We start from the raw sequence: 17,770 nt of genomic DNA on the forward strand, positions 1-17,770 counted from the left end.
GGTCCTGACGGCGGCGGGCGAGATCGCGGCGGGCGCGCTGATGACGCTCTGAGCTGCTGATCGCCTAGCGGAACAAGATGAATGTCGCTGCGGCCACTACGGCGCCGAGAACCGCGCCGGCGAGCACCTGGCCGCGGGTGTGGTCGCGGAGCTCGATCCGTGACCAACCGACGAGCGCGACGAGGGCGTACCCGGCCAGGGCAACCGGCCCATAGACCACGGTCAGCATGGCGACGGCGCCGGATGAGACCGCCGCATGAACCGAGATCTTCCACACGGTGGTGATCGCCATCAGTGCGGCGAGTGTGGTGAGCATCGCGGCGATGAGCGCGGTCATGGTGCGGGGAGCACCGAGCCCGATCATCAAGGCGATCCCGGTCGCCACCGAACCGATGATGAAGACCATCACGATCAGACGGTGTTGCTTAACGCCTACGTGGCGGTCCGCCCAACGACCGCGCTTCATGCCGTACTTGATGAAGGCGATGGGTATGACGGCGGCGAACAGGGCGCCGAGCAGGCCCCATCCGATGCCGGCGAACCGGTCGACCTGCCAGCCGACGAGGAGTGTGACGGCCAAGATCCAGTTCTTCGGCTCCAGGCCGTCGGTCACCCTACGGGCGAAGGAGGGAGACGTGGCGGCGGGTGCGGTGGTCATCATGACTCCGTGGCAAGTGCGGGCGTTGCGGTAGAGGTGCTGGTCTTGGGGCTGCGGTAGAAACGAGCTACCAGGAGCAACCAGCGAACTTCGTCCTCCAGCGCGGAGCTGTCTCGCGGGCGAAGTGTCGCGCCTTGGGCCACGACCGTCCGCTGCTGCTTCTTGGCGGCGATGGCGGAGTGGATCCATGCTGCCTCGCAGCCAGCCTCCAACTCGCTGCCGCTGAAGCCGCTATTCCTTAGCTGTGTGCGAACGCTTTCCTGGTCGGTTTCGTCGACAAGTCCGCGAAGCATGAGAGCTGCGTCGCGGATCTCCACGACCCGCCGCAAGAGCCGGTGCTGGACCTCGCGGACGGCCATCCAGTCCTGGACTCTGGTCGGCGGCGTACCAAGGACAATCGACGGCACTTGAGCGGTGAGGTCCTTCCATAGCGGGCGCAACACGCGCAGCGCCCGGTAGTTGGCGAAGGCCTTGAGGCCGGCGCTCACGGGCGGAATCGACGTGCCGATGATGATCAGCAGAATCGCTGCTGCTTGGACGGCGTCAGATGCCGAGACCATGGCGTGGTCGCCGCCGGGAGCGTGGCTGCCGTTGAACCGAACGAGCAGGTACCCGCTCCGCAGCACGGCGTAGACGACACCAAGAGCCGTTCCGGTGGCGAGGATCCACATCCCGACCCGCAGGAGGCCGCTGGGTTTGCGGTTGGAAGCTCGCCAGAACAGGTTGCTCGCGATGCCCATCGCGATGCCGAGGTAGACCTCGAACGTCAGCATGTACGCCGTCGCCGCCGCGCCGTCCCCCGATTCCAACTCGGCGAAGTTAAACGTCTCCTGCCGGTCGATGGCGAAGAAGAGACCCGTCAACGCGACCATGGTGACCGCGGCGATGTAGTGGCGGCGGGCTGGGAAGGTGCCCATGGCCTGGGGGGAGTTCAGCGCGAGGACCCAGTCGAGCACAGCACCACACGCGACGATGCCGGCCAAGTGCTTGATAAGCGTGGCGAGGTCGGCGATACCTGTCGACTCGTCGATGGCGCGGGTGACGGCCGGGAGCGTCACGGTCATCGCGACCGCGAGCCCGAAGAAGGCGAGCCACAGAGAGCGCTTCCAGGGCTGGTCACGAATCGATCCCAGCCGCCAGATGGTGACCGCCCACAAGATTACGACGATGGCCGGCTTCATATGCCACGCTCCCGACGTCGCATCGGATGCCCGAGTGCATCGCCGATACGGTCCATCAGGCCGTCCTCAGTCAAGACCGGGCCTGGCTCGTAGCCAGCCCTTTCCAGCACAACGGAGGCGAACATCTCCGCCTCGAACTCGTCTTCGCGCTTGTGGTGGTCGTGGCGGCTCAGAATCAGCTTCACGATCGCAGGGTCCAGGTCGGGGAACAGGACACGCAGGATCCGAGGGTCCACCACCTCGTCGGAGTGGTGATCGAAGATCATGTGCCCCACCTCGTGCAGCACAATCTGCGCGCGGTGAAGGGGCGTCGTCTCCGGCTCGTAGACGATGAAGTCGGCATCGTGGGTGGCGACCCACATGCCATAGGGCGAAACCTCGCTGGCCGGGATCGGCGACGGCCGCACGTGGATCCGTCGCCCGCCGCGCTGCTTCTGGACGCTGGCTATGAACGCGTCCAAGTCGAACGGTCGTGGGATCCGCAGTTCGTCTATGCGCCGTTCGCAGGCACGACGAAGCCGCCTCAGGTCTCGCACGCCGATTCCTCCCGCTTGATGGCGGGAGACCCGCCAATCGCGCCGCGCTACCGAGATGAAAACGGACAACGGCAACAACTCCCGCGTTCGCCACGGTAAGCGATCAGACAGGCAGAAAGAAAATCACGAATTGACAACGCTGCACTACAGCGCGGAGTGGAGTGAGCAGGCTCACTGCCCTTGAGCCGGGACGTCGCCCTCGTCATCGGGCAGACCCTCGATCTTGCGCGCGTTCTCGATCATGCCGAGGATGGCTTCGAGGCTGTTCGCCGACAGTCCCAAGGACCGCGTCGCAAGGCGGTCCACGCCCTGTTCGCGCATCGCGGCGACCAAGGCCAACTGCTGGTCAGTCCTGGCGGCCGTCTCGTCGTCCAGGAAGTAGTCGGTGCTCACGCCGAAGAGCTTGGCTACCCCCGCGAGCTTGTCGAACGCCGGATGGCGCTTGTCTCCGTTGCGCAGCTGGCTGAGGTAGGCGACCGAGATCAGGTTCTCGCCGGCGTCAGCGTTGATCTTCTCGACGGCTTCGCGCAGCGTGTAGGGCCGCCCCAGCGACCCGGGGTAGACGGTCGTGAACAGGTGCTCGATGCGCTTGGCGATCACGCCGATGTCATCGGCGTCCTCTGGCCTCTCGCCCATCGCGCAACTACTCCTCCGATTTCAGATTCAGCGATCCGCGCCAGCATGCCTCATCTGCTGTAGCAAACGCAACCCGAAGTCATGCTGTCTGAAATTATGCTGTAGTTGACAAGCACTGGTCATTGCTGCCTAAACTCCTCCCCCGAGGTTCTGCTACAGCAAAACATGCAGTTCAGGGCCTCGGCAACTCATCCCTACCCGCGGCCGGCGTCGACCGGTCCGATCGGGTTCCCAGGCGGCAAGGAGTCCCCACCCATGAGCTCGATCCACTTCGTCGTGCACGCGCTCGGCGCCCTCCCGGCGGACATCACCAACCCGGCGCCGGCCGACCCGACCAGCGGCTCCAACGGGGTGAGCCTCCTGCTCTCCTACGTGAAGTGGGGCTGCTTGGTGGCTGCCGCCGTCGCTGCGGTCGCCTCCGGCGGGCTGATGGCCGTCGGATCGCTGAGCAACCGCCCTGACCACCAGGAGAAGGGCAAGCGGGCCCTGGTCTGGTCCCTCGGGGGTGTCATCGTCACCGCCTGCGCGATCCCGTTGGTCAACACCGTCTTCGGCGCTGCTCACTAAGTAAGGGCTTTGACCAGTACTTCAGAGCAACGGAAGTAGCGCCATGAGCAACGAGTTCCTGAACCCACGCCGCCGGACCAGCCGCTATGTGGCCGTCACGGCGGTCGGGCTGGCGGCCCTGACCGGCCTCACCTACGTCGTGGCGTCGGCGATGTCCGGTACGCACGCCAGCGCCGACAGCCCGTCTACACACGCGAATGCGGGGCCGACCACTACCGCCGCAACCGCCGTGGCGCCTGCGGGCCCCGGTTCCGCCGCGCCGGTGACCCTGACCCCGGGTGGCCAGCTCGTCGGCGGGGTCTCCGTCGGCTACCCGCACACGCTGGCCGGCGCAGTCTCGGCCGCGTCGGAGTACATGACCGACTTGGGCTCCACCCTGGACCCCGACCGCACCGCAGCTGTGATGCGCCTGGTCGCCGACCCGTCCTACACGGACGGGCCTGCGGAGTGGGCGAAGGGCACTTCGGACGCCCGCGCCTCGCTGGGACTCCCGACTTCCGGGCTGCTGCCCTCGGCCGCGGCCGTCATGCTCGGTCCGGCCGAATACCAGGTCCGTGACGCCTCCGCCGATCAGGTCACGGTGCTGCTGCTGGCCCGCTACACGATTTCTCTGCCCGGTACCGGCACCAAGAGTTCCAACGCCGTTTTCCCGCTGCGCATGCACTGGGCCGGAGGCGACTGGAAGGTGCTCAAGCCGGATGGCGCCACCTACACCAGCCTGGCCGCCGCACCCGGCTCGGACCAGGCCAGCAGTCTCGGATGGCAGGAGCTCGCACAGTGAGCTGCCCCATCAACCCCATCGACTGCATCAGCGACGCCGCATCCTCGGTCGCCTCCAGCGCCTGGGACATGGTCTGCAAGTCCTTCGCTGACGCCGCTGACCAGCTGCTCAAGGCGTTCGCGCAAGCCTTCGCGTCGATGCCGAACATCGACGTCACCTCGCCGGGCGTCCGCAACGTCTACGCCATCTCGATGGGCATCGCCGGATTCATCGCGGTACTCATCCTGCTCGGCCAGATCATCCGCACGGTGATCACCCACGACGGCACGCCAGTGGCGACCGCGCTCGTCGGCGTCGGCAAGACCGCCCTGTCCTTCATGCTGATCCTCGTCTTCGCCAACGCGGCGCTGCTGGCCTCAGACGACATCACCCAATCGATCATCAAACAGAGCTTCGGCAGCATCGATGCGATGACCGCCAAGCTCGGCAGCTTCGCCGATTTCGGGTCGGCCGGCGGCGGCGTCTCGATGACGCTCTTGCTTTTCGTGTCGGTCCTCGCGTTGCTGGCCACGGTGGTGCTGTGGCTGGAGCTCCTGATCCGCAACGCGGCCTTGGCCGTCTTGGTCGCCACCTCGCCGATCTCGGCTGTCGGGCAGATGTCGCAGGCCACGAAGGAGTGGTGGACCAAGCTCTGCACCTCCTGCATCCAGCTGATCATCCTCAAGCCGGTGATCGCGCTCGTCTTCGCGCTGGGCTTCAACCTGAGCGCCGGCAGCAAGGACATCCAGGGGCTTCTGATCGGCATCCTGGTCCTCTTGCTGGCCGTCTTCGCCTGGCCGGTGATCGGCCGCCTGTTCACCTTCGCCTCCGTGCAGGTCGGAGCGGCCGGTGGACTGGGCGCCGTGCTCGGCTTCGCCGCAGGCAAGACCGCATCGGCAGCTGGCGGATCTCCGACCGGCATCCCGCCGGAGCAGTTTGCCCGACAGAGCGAAGCGCGCACCATGTCCGCCATGTCTGGCCGAGCCGGATCGTCGGCTGCGGCCGGGGCTCCCGCCATGGCCGGCGCCGGAGCAGGCGGCGTGGGCGCTAAGGCCGCGGCCGGCGCTGCTCTCGGGCCGATGGGTATCGCGGCGGCCGGACTGAGCATGGCCCAGAAGGGCGTGAACGCGTTGGGCGGCCGGATGGAGCAGATGGCGGGGCACGCCGGAATGCACCCGACCGGACCGTATAGCCATCCCGCCGGCTACGCCCCACCCTCGGCGGCGCGTGGTCGACCGGCGCCAGCAGCACGACCGACTGCGGAACAGCCTGCACCGGCCGTCGCACAGCAACCGGTCGCGGCCTCTGCACCTGAGACGGTGCCCGAGCGCCACGCCGCGCCAGCGGATCCCGTCGCGCCGCAGGACCTCACGGCGTCACGACCCCCGGCAGCCGCGCCGGCGGCCCACAGCCAACCGGAACAGTCGCCGGTTGCTCAGCCTCTGACACCGCCGACCCCCGTCGAACCCATCTCGCCGCGTAACGACCCGCCCACCGTCGAGTTCCCCGCGGTCCACGACGCGGCTCCGATCCAGCCCGTGCAGCCGCCGCAAGGTACTGATACCGATCACCACGGGGAGCCGAAGTGAGCACATCCAGCAGCTTTCCCTCCGAGACCCGATCGTCCCGGACCTACTTCGGGTGGCAGTCCGAAAAGGTCAACTTCCTGTTCGGGATGACCGCGCAGCGCGCCGTGATGTGTGGCGCTGCCGTCCTGGTGGCCGTGTCGCCGCTGGCCGCATCCGACATCTCAGCAGGCATCGTGGCGTGGCCGATCGCGATCCTGCTCGCCCTGCTCGCCTTCGTCCGCATCGCCGGACGCACCACCGACGAATGGTTCGTGGCCGCCGTGTCCTTCCAGCTTCTGAAGTTCCGCAACCAGCACAAGTTCGCCGCCGCGGCGTTCAGCCCGGCGTCCAAGACGGACCCGGCCGGACCCAGGCCGATGGACCTGCCCGGGATCCTCGCGCCACTGCGCATCTTGGAGGCCGACACCGGGAACAGCACCATGGCCGTGGTCCACCACCGCTATGACCGCACGTACACCGCCGTCGCGAGGATCAAGTTCCCCGGGATCGGGCTTGTCGACTCCGCCCGGCGAGACCAGCGCGTGGCCGGCTGGGGAACCCTGCTGTCGGGGCTGTGCACCGAGGGCAACCCGATCATCAGGGTTCAGGCCCTTCAGCGGATCGTCCCCGAATCCGGCGCGTCCCTGCGTCGCTGGCACCACGACCGCCTTGCCGCAGACGCTCCCGAGACGGCTGTTCAGATCACCAGCACCCTACTGGCCACGTCGACCCTGAGCACCAGCCAGAGGGAGGCATACCTCGCCTTCGTCATGGACGAGCGCCGCGCCGGGCAGGCCATCAAGGGAGCAGGCGGTGGCGCTGCCGGAGCCGCCGCGGTCCTGGTCCGCCATCTGCGAGCCCTAACCTCCTCCATTTCCGGCGCTGACCTCCAGGTTGACGGCTGGCTCGGCCCGCGCGACTTGGCCGAGGTGATCCGCACGGCCTACGATCCGCACTCTGCTCGCACCCTGGCCGACCGCCGCGCCAGCGCCAATTCCACGATCGCCGACCGGGGCGAAACTGGGCTCGCCCCAGGAGTCGATCCGGGTGTCGCCGGCCCGGCCGCCGCAGAGGCCAAGCGTGGTTCGTACCTGCACGACGGCGCGGACTCGGTGACGTACGTGGTTCACGACTGGCCACGCAACCAAGTCTTCAGTACCGCGCTGGCGCCCTTGCTTGGCGAGGGCACGCACCGTCGCGCCTTCAGCATCCACATCGAGCCGCTGGGACCGCGCGTCGCCGAGCGCCAAGTGATGCGCGAGCGCACCGCCCGTCACGTCGCGATCCGCATGCGCCAGCGCACCGGGCAGATCGTGCCTGAACACGAGCAGGCTGCTCTGCGCCGCGCGGAGGAGCAGGACGCCGAACGCGCCGCAGGGCATGGCCTGGTGCGCTTCACGGGCTTCGTCACCGTCACTGTCACCGAGGCCGACCAGCTCGAAGACGCCTGCGCAGCGCTGGAGGCCGATGCCGCCGCCGCGCGCATCGAGCTTCGTCGGCTGTGGATGGCTCAAGACGTCGGATTCAGCATGAGCTCGCTTCCCCTTGGCTTCGGCCTGCCGAAGATGCGGTGGTGACGGCGATGGCTCTCACGAACAAGTCCAAGAAGACGCGGCTGCCGGAAGTGGACTTCGCCAGCCTCCTGGCCCCCGCGTCCGACACCGCGCAGCAGTCCGCGGGCACCGCGACGTCAACGACCGACAGCAAGAAACGCAAGGTTCCGGCCGACCCGACGCCACCGCGCCGCGGGTACGCCCGGAAGTTCGCCGGTCGCGCTCCCAAGACGCCCCCGATCCCAGTCTTCCGCAGCTCTACCGGGCAGTTCTCCGGGCTGTATCCGTGGCTGTACGGCCAGAGCATGCCGCCGGTCGGCGTCTACATCGGTGTCGACTGCCTCACCGGCGGGGCTTTCTCCTGCCACCCGATCGAATGGCTCCACAGCGGCCTGATCACCAACCCGAACATGCTGATCACCGGCGTGCCCGGAGCGGGGAAGAGCGCCGCCATCAAGTCCTTGGCCATGAGGCTGATGGCGTACGGCGTCAAGACGTTCGTCCTGGGCGACATCAAGAACGAATACGCGGCCCTGTCGAGAGCGCTCGGTGTGGAACCGGTCGAACTCGGACCGGGCCTCGGCGCCCGCCTCAACCCGCTGGACGCCGGACCGCTCGGCATGAACCTCCCCGCCGACCCGGAACTCCTGCGCGAGCGCCTGGAGGAAATCCACCGACGCCGCATCACCCTGCTCGCTTCGCTGGTCGTCATGCGCCTTGGCCGCGCTCTGACCCCGACCGAGGAAGCGGCCTTCTCTCTGGCGATCAAGCAAGCTTCGGGGGAAGCCGCTGGGAACAGGCTCATCGACCCGACGATTCCCCAGGTGTGGGCGCTGCTGCGTGACCCGCTGCCGGAGATGGCCGAGGAACTGCGCGTTCGTGACGGCGATGTAGACGAACTGCGGGAGATGATTCGTCCGGCCGTCGACGCGCTGGGCAACATGGTCCAGGGCTCCTTGAGCGGCTTGTTCGACGGACCGACCACGGTCGGCGTCGACTTCTCCGCGCCTATTCAGACCGTTGACCTGTCCCGGATCGACGGCCGCGGCGACGAGACCGTGGCGATGACGCTCGCCTGTGTGTCCAGCTGGGGCCAGGCCGCGATTGACGAGCCCGGCGGTCCGGTCCGCCTCGTCGTGCGCGACGAACTGTGGCGGGCAATGCGCGTCCCGGCGATGATCCGCAAACTCGACTCGGACCTGCGCCTGTCCCGAGCTCAGGGCACCATCCAGGTTCTGAGTACGCACCGACTGGCCGACTTCGAGGCCGTAGGCGCGGCCGGCTCCGAGGAAGTCACCATCGCAAAGAATTTGATCGCAAGCTGTGACGTGCGGATCTGCCTGCGGCAAGACACCGCGCCGCTCGCGATGACGCGTGAGGCCATCGGCCTTACCGACACCGAGTGCGCGCACATCGCGAGCTGGTCGGGCGAACACCGCGGACGTGCCGTCTGGAAGGTCGGCCGCAGCGCCAGCCACGTCGTGCAGACCGTGCTCACGCCGCTGGAGCGGCAGCTCTACCACACCAACGAACGCATGGTCGTGTGAGATGGCTGGTGACGTCACAGTCGCACGCCGGCCCGTGCTCGACGGGCCCGCCGACTACGCGATCTTCGCTTTGATCGTCGCGGTCGTCGTGGCCGTGCCCGGCGTCTACGTGACCGGTGAGCTCGCCGGACTCATCACGCACCTCACGCTGCCCAAGGCGAGCCTCGGACAGGTTCCGAAGATCATCAGGGCTCTGCCGCACCACTGGGGCAACCCGAAGCTGGCTTGGCCGGCCAGCGCGCGGCCGGACCTTCCCGGACCGGTCGGCTTCGGCATCGCCGCCGCCGTGGTGCTGACGGCTATGTGCTGGCTGGGGATCATCGCGGCGAAGCGAGCGTGGAGGGGACGCTCGTATCGCGGCTTCGCATCCCGCCAGCAGATCGGCGTCTCCCTGTCCGAGAAGGCTGTGCTCAAGCGGGGCCCGGTGGTGCGTCCCAGCGTGAAGGGAGTCAAGTTCACGCTTGTCGACGTCGGCGTTCGGATCGGCTGGGCCGACCCGGCGGGGATACCGGTGGCGATCTCGATCGAGGACAGCGTGCTGATGCTGGCTCCCCCTCGTCAGGGCAAGTCGAGCCAGTGCATCATCCCGTGGCTGCACGGCTGGCGAGGCCCGGCGATCGTGACCAGCGCGCGGACCGATGTGCTGGAGAACACCGCGACGATCCGCGCGGAACAGGGTCCTGTGCTGGTGATGGCGCCGACCGGCATGGTCGCGTGGCCGGACAACGTTCAGTGGGCGCCGCTGGCCGACTGCGAGGACTTCGACAAGGCGATTCTGCGGGCCGAAGTGATGGTCACTGTCGGCAAGAGCAGCGGCGACAACACCGGCGGGGGCGACAACAAGTTCTTCGGCCTAGCCGCGACGAACCTCATGGCTGGCTGGCTGCACGCCGCCGCGATCTCAGGACGCCCGATGACCGACGTGCTCCGTTGGGCTTTCAACGAGGGCCTGGACGAACCTGTCCACATCCTCGGCACCAACCCGAAGGCTGCCCCCGATGTCGCGGAGATGCTGGACAACCTCTATCGGGCACCAGCGGACACGACCCGCTCCAATCTGTGGACGACCGTGCAGACCGCGGTGGCGCCGCTGCTGTCCGTCGCCGCCCGCGCGACGTTCGCCCCGGAGGCCGGAGCGACCTTCGACATCGAGGACTTCCTGCGGTCCAACGGCACCATCTACATCCTGGTGCCCAAGCACCGCGCGAAGAGTCTCGCACCGCTGGTCTCTGCTTTCTTCGACGAGGTGATTGAGACGGCCAAGCGCCTGGCGGACGACTCGACCGGCGGCCGGCTCGATGCCCCGCTCGCGATCCTCGGCGACGAGATCGCCAACGTGAGTCCGCTTCCGCAGCTGCCCGACCTGATCTCCTACTCCGGCGGCTCCGGGATCTTCATGGTCATGGTGTTGCAGGACATGGCTCAGGCGATCGACGGCTGGGGGCCGAACGGCGCGGCGAAGATCTGGGGGGCAGCGACGGTGAAGATCGCGCTCGGCGGTCTGTCGGGCGACGAACTCGACGACCTGTCCAAGCTCGGCGGTGAGTACCGCGAATCGCTGACCACCCACCAGCACGGAAGCAGCGGCTACAGCATGCAGACCACTCTCCTGGACAGGAAGACAATCTCGCCGGAGCAGATCCGCACTCTGTCCTCGGAACGCCGGGAGGCACTGGTCATCCACGCTACGACACCGGCCGTGAAGGTGCGCATGCAGCGTCACTACGAAGGCCCCCATGCCGCCGCGTTCGCGACGGCCGTGAAGGAGGCCCGCGCCATCATCACCGAAGAACAGGCTCGCCGCGGAAGCCCCGAGACTGCGCAGAAGCAGGAGGCGGCATGACCAACGACGACGCCCCGCGGTGGAAGGCCGCAGTCTTCGGTAGCCGCGACGAGAACCCGCGCTCGCTGCTGCCTAAGACCGATGAGGAGCCCGACCCGGACGAGCCTTCATCGGAGGCCAAGCCGTTCGCCGCGCCCAGCGTGCCCCGGCAGGGACGAGGCCGCTCGGGACTTCCTTCGAGAGCGCTCAGGGACCGGCGCCGCGGCCAGCGACCCGCCGAACACGCCGGAATCCGCGAGTGGCACGCGATGAACTCGGAGGAACGCCGGGCTGCCTGGCCACAGCTCGTCGCGTGGGTCACATGGCTGCACGACCGCTATGAGTTGAGCGTCGAGACACGCCTGCCCCGCTGCTGGAGCCAGCACCCGGGCCTGATCGAGGAGCTGTACGCGCTGAAGGTGTGGCGCGAGGAGATCTACGGCGCCAAAGGCCCCAGCGGGCAGGCTGCCCGCTACTGGCATAACGAGTTGCGGCAACTGATCACAGGTGGCGTGATGTTCTACGCCCGCAACTGTCGAAGCGGCCACAAGAGCGATGGCGTCGTGCCCGCCGCGATATCACCGGAGATCCAGTCCGCTTGGTCTGCCGGCGACCCACTCGCGGGCGTGCCCGCGGACCTGCTAGCCGTAGCGAAGAAGGAGAGCATGAGCGACCGCGACTTGTTCCTGACCACAGCGACCATGGCGGCCCACCTCGCCAGCGGCAACGCCACCCCGATGAGCCGGTCCGTCGACACCTTCGTGTCCTACCAGCAGTTCTGGTGGAAGCGCACTGACGACGGCTGGGCCAAGGTCACCGACGTCGTGACCTCCCAGGGGCTCGACTTCCGGCAGTCCCACCTGGCTGAAGCAGACGCCCGAGTGACTGCCTTCACCACCCGCTCCAACCGCCCTGCAGAAAGCTAGATCGCGATGACCGACCACCTCACCCACCGGGCGGAGCAGGCGCTCATCGGCGCAGCGCTCATCGACCGGACCCTGCTCAACGACGTCGGCTACTTGCCGTTCACCGACTTCGCCGACCCCACGCACCAACAGATCTACAAGACGATCGTCGATCTCGCGATCTCCCGGCCAGACTTGGCTGGCGCCGCGCTGGCCGATCAGGTGGCGCGAACCGTCGGCCGCTCCGGCGTCGACGCCGAATACCTGGGCGGCCTGGCGATGTCCTGCCCGGATCCCGACGCCATCGCGGTCTACGGACGGATGGTCGCCGAGGCGGCTCTTCGACGCGAGATGGCTGCCCACGCGGAACGCCTCACCGGCGAAGCCGGACCCATACGCGGGCTCGACCCCCGCCTAGACCATCTGGCACTACTCGCTGATGCCCTGCGCACTCATGACAGTGGCCTTGCCTGGGTCGGAGAGACCACCAGCTCGCTGACCTACACCGCCGCCGCCTACGACTCATGGATGCTGGCCACGGAACGGGAGCGCACCATTCTGTCGGACCTGATCCAGCACCCGGAACTGATCCCCGAAGTCCACTGGCTCGACCCCGAAGTCTTCACCTCCCCCTCCAACCGGCAGATCTACGAGACGATCCTCATCGTCGACGACCGCGGCGAACCAGTTCAGGAACTTACCGTCGCCTGGGAGCTCAGCCGGCGTCGAGCACTCGATGACATCCAGGAGGGGATGGCACCGGAGGAAGCGGGGCGGATGGGTCCAGGCCCGACCGTCGGCTACCTCGCGTTGTTGGCAACCGCGACTGTCGAATACGGCGCGGCCCTCACGGTCGGACGCGACCTGTTGATCGAGCACACCAACACCGTGCTCGCCGCAGAAGCCGATCGAGTCACTGCGCAGGCCGTAGTCTCGGTGGCTGGCCCCGAGGCCCACGCCGACGCCGCACAAGGACGGGCTCTGAACCATGGCGCGCTACCTGCCCCGCTTCTCCTTCCCCAGCAACCGACGATCGAGCCCAACGGCCCCGAGCTGAAGGCGTGAGGAGACGCGACATGCAGAATGAGAAGCAAGTCACGGACACCCGCGTCACCCGCGAGCCTGACGATGCGCTGAAGGAGTTCCGCCTCAGCGCAGAGGAGATGCAGGCAGCTATTGCGGATGGGACCGCAGTCACCATCAGCGTGGTAGTCGAAGCGGTCTTCTACGAAGATGAGTGGTGGATCGAGAATCGCCGCACGAAGGAGTGGGTCATGGCTGAAACGGGGCTCGCTGCCACTCTCGATCGGCGGAGCATCCAGATGCGCGAAGCTGATGCCCAGGTGGTCGCCCACTCTAAGCGTCACTAACACATTCTGGCGACTCCTTGGCCAGCTCGTCATCCGCATCCCGTCAGCGCATCGGTGCCAGCGAAGCTCACGCACTCTCGTCGCGGTGCGTGATCACACGCTAGCCTTCGGCCATGGGTGGGGAAATCGAGAAACACAGGCGTAGTCGTCTCCTGCGATGGCCGACCAAGGTAGCCCGGACCCGCATCTACCAGCCGGCACCGTTCGCGGCCATCTACACGGCACTTCTCATCGCCGGCGTCTTCGGAGCGATGGTTGTGTACTTCCTGCTGCTGACGTTCGTCCCCGGTGCCAAGTCGGCGCGGTTGGACGTGGCGAAGACGTCGCTATTGGTGGTCGGCGGGTCTGGAGCTGTCGCGGGGCTGTACGTGGCGTACCGGAAGCAGCGCACCGATGAGGCGACGCATGTCCGGGACCAGGACAAGCTCTTCACGGAACGCTACACACAAGCCGTGGCCCAGCTCGGTAGTGACAAGGCTGCCGTTCGCCTCGGTGGCGTCTACGCCCTGGCCCGGATCGCTGATGATTCGGAACGCGACCGGCCGACGTGCTTGAAAGTTCTGTGTGCGTACTTGCGGATGCCTTACGATCCGAACCCGGACACTGGCGACAAGGCTGAGCGCGAGGTGCGTACAACGGCTCAGATGGTGCTCGCTGAGCGGCTACGTCCTGGTCACCCTGGCTTCTGGCGTTTCGCTGAAGTCGATCTGAGCCACGCCAGTCTCTTCAACTTGGACTTCTCCAATGTAGAGATCGACGAGTTTCGCGCCGTGAAGGTGACGTTCCAAGGGGTTGCCAGCTTCGATGAGGCGACGTTCCATGCGCTTCTCGATTTCGAGCAGGTGACTTTCGAGGAGTACGTCACATTCCGCAAGTCCACTTTTCACGGAGTCGCCTGGTTTAGCGAGGCAGTGTTTCACGGGGGGTGCGTGTTCAACCAGTCAGTGTTTGATGGCGAGGTACTCTTCAACGGGGCGTCATTTGAGCAGGGTGGTTCATTCGATGAGTCGACGTTCCGAGGCGACGTCATCAGGTTCAACGGGGCAACTCTCGGATCGAAGGCCCTCACTTTCAGCCGAGCGCGACTCGGCCGCGAGCGTCTACTGCTTTGGCCGGATGGGTTCGCAGAGCCAGACGACATCGAGTGGTTGCCAGCTGGCACAGCATGACAGCCGGTTCAGGTTCGCGCGGCGAGGATTTCGTCCTGGAGCGTGTTGAAGGCGGCGTCCATCTGGGCCCGGATGATGTCCCATGCTGCGGTCGGGTCCCGGACAGGGAAGGCCAGTCCCAGTAGTTCGTAAGCGGAGACGAGTTCAGCGACGCGGGCCGGATGCTGATCGGAGTTGCGGATGATCCGTACCGCATCCATGAGGGCGGTCGCGCTCTCGACGCGGCTCTTGTCGATGTTCGGCAGCTCGGCCTCCAGGTAGGGCTGGAGGCGTTTGGAGCCGCACGGCGGGTCTTGCCTCGTTTTTGGTACGTCGAGCTCGTGCAGGAGGATCCCGAGCGCACTGATCCCGTCCACCAGGTCTGTGTGGCTCGTCGCGTCCTGCCCGAGCAACACAGTGCGACTGATAGCCGGCTTCTTGACAAGCGACCTCTTGAGCACCAGCTCGCAGGCGAGATCGAAGTTCGTGATGGAACGTGCGAGCGCCCGCGGATTGCGATTGGTGAGGATGGCAGTCCTTTGCTCGGTGCAGACGGCTGTGATGGCGGTCAGGTAGTCCTCGATCTGCATGAAGTCGGCGCGGTTCAGAAGGGCGAGCCGGCCGGTCCAGTCGGCTTCGGTCCTGTGGACCTGCATGGCGAGCCACTCGTGCTCGGCGACCATGCCGACGCTGGCGACGTACGCCTGGTCGCTCACCTCGCTGAGCGTCTCGCTCAGACTCACGCGGATGTCCGGCACGTCGAACGGGTGGTTGGCGATCTGTGCCCGCGCCTCCGACAGGGTGCGAAGAAAGAACAGCACGCCGCTGATAATGCCGCCTGTCTTGGATCTGTCCTTGGTGTGGTAGAGCCCCGCCATCGTCAGACACACGCGGTTGCCTGGCTGCGGGAATGAGCCGGCCGACTCCGTCCAGATCGCGCTGTACCGACCGCGGACTTCAGGCTTCCCGATCGAGGGCAGACCGCCGATCACCTCGGCGGCGTCGTAGCCCTTCGCCCGCATTTGGTACTCGACCCAGTTGAAGTTGGGGAACTGAGCGGCCTTCTCGAACTGGGACCACACCAGCTCCAGCAGAAGAGCTTGCGGCTCGTCCAGCGCGTCCATCAGGGTGCTCACAGTGTTGCTCCTCGCCTTGTGTCCGGCTTGTCAGGCTACTGGAGTGGCCGGCTCGGCTCGCAGGATTTGTTCGGCACGAAACGCGAACGGCTGCCAGACTTGGCGCATGGCGAATCAGCTGGTGAAGGATCTCCTGCGGATAGGTGACGGGCTCGGGGAGGACCCGACAACATGGCCCCATATCCCGTGTCCTACCTGTCGGCGTGGGGCTCTCTCACTGGTTGACGGCTCTCTCGTAGTGGAGACGGCAAATACGAGCAAGGATCAGGAGCGCGTCTTTGGTGCAGACGGGATCTACGGGGGATTCCACTGCATGTTGAAGTGCCTCAAGCCGACGTGTGACCTCGTGCGTGTCATGGGTTTTATGGGCGTTTGGGAACCCGGGCCGACTGCCGGGTATCAGACAATGCTCACGCCGACCCTGTTTCTTCCGGCCCTGCCCCTACTCGAAGACACGTCACTGTGTCCGCGGAATGTCCTGGAGCGGGTCAACGCAGCAGCCAAGATCCTGTGGCTTGACCCCAGTTCAGCCGCGAACCGCCTCCGTTCGGCAACTGAGGCTCTGATGGACTCCCAAAGGATCGCCTTCGGCAAGACCCTACATGCCCGCATCGAGGAGTTCCGGAAGACCGAGCCGGCAGCTGCTGAACTGCTCTTGGCGGTCAAGTGGGTCGGGAACGCCGGCAGCCATGGTGATGTGCTCGGACTCGGTGACGTCCTGGACGGTGTCGAGATCTTCGACCACGCGCTCCGTCTGCTCTACGACACATCGAGCGCTGAAATCGTCCGGAAGGCGGCGGAGATCAGCGCGCGGAAGGGCTTGCGTGTGCCCGACGCGTACTCGGCCCGGCCCCCGTTCTAGCTGCGGATGTCCCGCTGCTGAAACTCAGGCAGGACCCCAGCGACCGTCACGGAGTCGTGGTCGACGTGCAGGACGGTCAGACCATGGTGGACAGCCGTAGCGCACACGAGACGGTCGACGGGTCCGGCCGACCGGTGCTGAGACGTCAGGGTCAGCTTGAACGGGGCCAGGAACCCGGCCATCTCCCCGCGGTGCGCAGTGTTCTCGGCGATTGTGCTAGTGACTCTAGGAGGACGCCAGTAATTCAGGAACGTGGCGGCCAGGCGCCCCCAGTTCTGTGACCAGCATCAGTTCTTGCCACCGAATGAAGTGATCTTTCCCAGAATGCCGAGTATCTGATCCGCGGGAGAGATGATGCTGCCTAGCAGAGACAGGATGGCTGCGCTCGCGAGCGTAAGACGGATGCCGGAGGGCGCACCCGATACGGCAGCGACCTGCGGGATCAACGGAACAAGGATGGCGGCAGCCGCCAGAACGGCCGAGGGAGCCATGCGGCGCAACCTTTTGAGCCTCCCCGGGTGGACAGCCTCTGGCAGACCTTCGAGCATGGCGTCCAAATCGTCCAGGACCCAATGCTCGACGCCGTCCGCTAGCGAAACCAGAACTCTGGCGTACGGGCGCTCATCGGCGGCGGTCGTGATCGGATCGATGTGTGCGCGTATCGCCTCGGCTAGACGGAGCCCAGCACACTGTGCATTACGGCGTGAGCGATGGTCGAGGAACCATCCGGCCCTAGCCATGTAGGCGCCTTCAGCGGTACGCGCTGTGAGACGGATCCAGCTGCGCAGGTTCGCTACGTTGTTGGGATCGGTCCATCGTTGCCTGTGCAGCTGAACGGCAACTTCGCCGGCGTTGTCGAGTAGAGAGAGGAACGTGCGGTCAAGCGGGCTGCTTTGAACAGGCAGCCACCTGCTCTTCGCGACGCTGCGATGAAAGAGCACCAGTGCGTCAGCCATTACGGCAGAGAATCCGATAAGCCAGGTACCGCTGCCCGTGCGGTCACGAAACAACAGCTGAGCGCGGGTGGCATGCTGTGCCACCTCTCCAATCGTTGGGAAGCTGGCCATGAACGTCAGCATTAGCAAGCCAGGTATCACCCACACCCACATGGCGGTCAAGCCCCGGCCTGGAGCCCCGAGCCACGTAGACACGAGAAGAAAATGCACTCCTACGGCGCACGCGACCACCAATAGGACGAGAAGTATCCCGCCGTTGATCACACATGGGGTGATGCGGCAGACAAGGTACTGTGCGGCGCATCCGGAAAGAGCGACCGCCAGGCACACGCTGTCCAAGTAGAGCAGCAGAACGTCCCTGACGGCCGACCGAGAGGCGCGAGCACAGATCGTCGACGAGTGCATCGTGAAACCGGGAACGTGCCTGCCGACGGCTGCGACATGGCGCGCGGCCCGCCGACGTCGATATTCCACCTCGCTGCGGGCCAGCAGGAAGACTCGCGATTTCACCGGCCGTACAGCGCGCCGTCCGATCACGGGCGCAGATGCCTCAGCCTGCACTTTC

At 66.2% G+C, this 17,770-nt stretch carries 17 protein-coding genes; 11 read left to right on the plus strand and 6 right to left on the minus strand.

Annotation, left to right across the window (positions count from 1 at the left end):
• Nucleotides 1–64 precede the first annotated feature (64 nt).
• The 4 genes from CACI_RS44170 to CACI_RS44185 form a co-directional block, all read right to left on the minus strand.
• The gene (locus CACI_RS44170; RefSeq protein WP_223297415.1) at nucleotides 65–661 is read right to left on the minus strand and encodes a hypothetical protein; all 597 of its coding nucleotides are present in this window, start codon (nucleotides 659–661) and stop codon (nucleotides 65–67) included.
• A complete protein-coding gene (locus tag CACI_RS44175; protein WP_015797471.1) occupies nucleotides 658–1,839 on the minus strand; it encodes an MAB_1171c family putative transporter in 1,182 nt (393 codons plus the stop codon). Before CACI_RS44175 ends, CACI_RS44170 begins: the two co-directional genes overlap by 4 nt.
• Entirely contained in the window at nucleotides 1,836–2,444 is a 609-nt protein-coding gene (locus tag CACI_RS44180) for a hypothetical protein (RefSeq protein WP_143765654.1), read from the minus strand. Before CACI_RS44180 ends, CACI_RS44175 begins: the two co-directional genes overlap by 4 nt.
• A gap of 102 nt (nucleotides 2,445–2,546) precedes the next feature.
• Entirely contained in the window at nucleotides 2,547–3,011 is a 465-nt protein-coding gene (locus tag CACI_RS44185; RefSeq protein ID WP_015797473.1) for a helix-turn-helix domain-containing protein, read from the minus strand.
• Between the two features lie 255 nt (nucleotides 3,012–3,266).
• Here CACI_RS44185 and CACI_RS44190 point away from each other — a divergent pair, with 255 nt between their 5' ends.
• The 10 genes from CACI_RS44190 (at nucleotide 3,267) to CACI_RS44235 (ending at nucleotide 14,272) form a co-directional block, all read left to right on the plus strand.
• A complete protein-coding gene (locus tag CACI_RS44190) occupies nucleotides 3,267–3,578 on the plus strand; it encodes a hypothetical protein (protein ID WP_015797474.1) in 312 nt (103 codons plus the stop codon).
• A 43-nt stretch (nucleotides 3,579–3,621) separates the two neighbouring features.
• Complete coding sequence (locus tag CACI_RS44195) at nucleotides 3,622–4,359, plus strand: lipase chaperone (RefSeq protein ID WP_015797475.1); 738 nt, start codon at nucleotides 3,622–3,624, stop codon at nucleotides 4,357–4,359.
• A 191-nt stretch (nucleotides 4,360–4,550) separates the two neighbouring features.
• On the plus strand, nucleotides 4,551–5,927 hold the full coding sequence (locus tag CACI_RS51880; RefSeq protein WP_190276701.1) for a hypothetical protein: 1,377 nt from the start codon (nucleotides 4,551–4,553) through the stop codon (nucleotides 5,925–5,927).
• A complete protein-coding gene (locus CACI_RS44205; RefSeq protein WP_015797477.1) occupies nucleotides 5,924–7,483 on the plus strand; it encodes an SCO6880 family protein in 1,560 nt (519 codons plus the stop codon). Before CACI_RS51880 ends, CACI_RS44205 begins: the two co-directional genes overlap by 4 nt.
• 5 nt (nucleotides 7,484–7,488) lie before the next feature.
• Nucleotides 7,489–9,006: a VirB4 family type IV secretion system protein gene (locus tag CACI_RS44210; protein WP_015797478.1), complete on the plus strand. Its 1,518-nt coding sequence runs from the start codon at nucleotides 7,489–7,491 to the stop codon at nucleotides 9,004–9,006.
• A 1-nt stretch (nucleotide 9,007) separates the two neighbouring features.
• Nucleotides 9,008–10,849: a type IV secretory system conjugative DNA transfer family protein gene (locus tag CACI_RS44215; protein WP_015797479.1), complete on the plus strand. Its 1,842-nt coding sequence runs from the start codon at nucleotides 9,008–9,010 to the stop codon at nucleotides 10,847–10,849.
• Nucleotides 10,846–11,754 (plus strand): hypothetical protein, encoded by a 909-nt coding sequence (locus CACI_RS44220; RefSeq protein ID WP_015797480.1) that lies wholly within the window; start codon nucleotides 10,846–10,848, stop codon nucleotides 11,752–11,754. The genes CACI_RS44215 and CACI_RS44220 overlap by 4 nt, the downstream gene beginning before the upstream one ends.
• Before the next feature lie 6 nt (nucleotides 11,755–11,760).
• Complete coding sequence (locus tag CACI_RS44225; protein ID WP_015797481.1) at nucleotides 11,761–12,798, plus strand: DnaB-like helicase N-terminal domain-containing protein; 1,038 nt, start codon at nucleotides 11,761–11,763, stop codon at nucleotides 12,796–12,798.
• 11 nt (nucleotides 12,799–12,809) lie between these two features.
• Nucleotides 12,810–13,103, plus strand: a complete 294-nt coding sequence (locus CACI_RS44230) for a hypothetical protein (RefSeq protein ID WP_015797482.1) — start codon at nucleotides 12,810–12,812, stop codon at nucleotides 13,101–13,103.
• Nucleotides 13,104–13,216: 113 nt separating this feature from the next.
• Entirely contained in the window at nucleotides 13,217–14,272 is a 1,056-nt protein-coding gene (locus CACI_RS44235; protein WP_015797483.1) for a pentapeptide repeat-containing protein, read from the plus strand.
• A gap of 8 nt (nucleotides 14,273–14,280) precedes the next feature.
• On the opposite strand, the gene CACI_RS44240 is transcribed toward CACI_RS44235, so the two are convergent.
• Nucleotides 14,281–15,375, minus strand: a complete 1,095-nt coding sequence (locus CACI_RS44240) for a hypothetical protein (protein WP_143765655.1) — start codon at nucleotides 15,373–15,375, stop codon at nucleotides 14,281–14,283.
• Between the two features lie 118 nt (nucleotides 15,376–15,493).
• Here CACI_RS44240 and CACI_RS48855 point away from each other — a divergent pair, with 118 nt between their 5' ends.
• Nucleotides 15,494–16,249, plus strand: a complete 756-nt coding sequence (locus CACI_RS48855) for a DUF4145 domain-containing protein (RefSeq protein WP_083796021.1) — start codon at nucleotides 15,494–15,496, stop codon at nucleotides 16,247–16,249.
• A 287-nt stretch (nucleotides 16,250–16,536) separates the two neighbouring features.
• On the opposite strand, the gene CACI_RS44255 is transcribed toward CACI_RS48855, so the two are convergent.
• A complete protein-coding gene (locus tag CACI_RS44255) occupies nucleotides 16,537–17,328 on the minus strand; it encodes a hypothetical protein (RefSeq protein WP_143765656.1) in 792 nt (263 codons plus the stop codon).
• Between the last annotated feature and the right edge of the window lie 442 nt (nucleotides 17,329–17,770).

Origin of the sequence: Catenulispora acidiphila DSM 44928 (assembly GCF_000024025.1) — a bacterium.
GTDB lineage: Bacteria > Actinomycetota > Actinomycetes > Streptomycetales > Catenulisporaceae > Catenulispora > Catenulispora acidiphila.